2 protein-coding genes are annotated in these 1111 nt (G+C 68.7%); both read left to right on the forward strand.

Going from position 1 to position 1111, the window contains the following annotated elements; genetic code table 11:
* On the forward strand, positions 1 to 544 hold a 544-nt coding region (locus AF1_RS32670; protein ID WP_255218870.1), incomplete at its 5' end, for a phosphopantetheine-binding protein.
* 22 nt (positions 545 to 566) lie between these two features.
* Positions 567 to 1111, forward strand: a 545-nt coding sequence (locus AF1_RS32675) for a beta-ketoacyl synthase N-terminal-like domain-containing protein (RefSeq protein WP_174548926.1), incomplete at its 3' end; no start/stop codon positions are given.

Consider the following 1111-nt stretch of genomic DNA (forward strand, 5'->3'; position numbering starts at 1 on the left):
ATCGGCGACGGAGGGGTCAAACGCGAAGGACCTCGTCGCCCAGCTTGAGGAACTCACCACGGACAAGCAGCACCGATTCCTCCTCGACCTGGTTCAGAGCCACGCCGCAGCGGTTCTCGGCCACAGCACCGCGCAGACGATCGCCCCTGAGCGTCCGTTCAAGGACCTCGGGTTCGACTCCCTCACCGCCGTCGAACTCCGCAACCGCATCACCAGCGCGACGCAGCTCCGCCTCCCCCCGACGCTGATCTTCGACCACCCCAGCCCGACGGCGCTCGCCGCCGAGCTGCACGCGCGGCTCGCACCCGCCGCGGCGGGCTCGGTGCCGGGGATCCTCGCCGAGCTCGACGGCATCGAGGCCGCGCTGGCGGCGGTGTCCCCCGGCGACGACGAGCGCTCCGCCGTCACCGCGCGCTTGGAGAGCCTGCTCCGGAAATGGAGCGGCCGGGTGAACGAGCAGGCGGACGGCACGGACACCGATCTCGCGTCCGCCACGGACGACGAGATCTTCGACGTCATCGAGAACGAGTTCGGAATCTCCTGACCGACCCACGTGAGGAATCCAGATGTCCAATGAAGAGAAGCTCCGGGACTATCTGAAGCGCGTCACGGCGGACCTGCGTCGTACCCGTCAGCGTGTCCGCGAGGTGGAGGCGGAGAAGTACGAGCCGATTGCGATCGTCGGCATGGGATGCCGCTTCCCCGGCGAGGTGCGCTCGCCCGAGGACCTGTGGAACCTGGTCGCCGCCGGACAGGATGGGATCTCGGAGTTCCCCACCAACCGCGGCTGGTCCAGCGACCTGTACGACCCGGACCCCGAGAACCCCGGCACGACCTACACCCAGTACGGCGGCTTCCTCCACGACGCCGACCGGTTCGACGCCGCCTTCTTCGGGATCAGCCCCCGCGAGGCCCTCGCGATGGACCCGCAGCAGCGGCTGCTCCTGGAGATCGCCTGGGAGACCGTCGAGGACGCCGGCCTGGACCCGACCGCGCTCCGCGGGCACAGCGTCGGAGTGTTCGCCGGAGTGTTGTCCAGCAACTACGGCTCCCATCTCCTCATCGAGACGCCCGAGGAGATCCAGGGTTATCTGTCGACGGGCATCAGCAA

The sequence above is a fragment of the Actinomadura formosensis NBRC 14204 genome, assembly GCF_001552155.1.
Classification (GTDB): domain Bacteria; phylum Actinomycetota; class Actinomycetes; order Streptosporangiales; family Streptosporangiaceae; genus Spirillospora; species Spirillospora formosensis.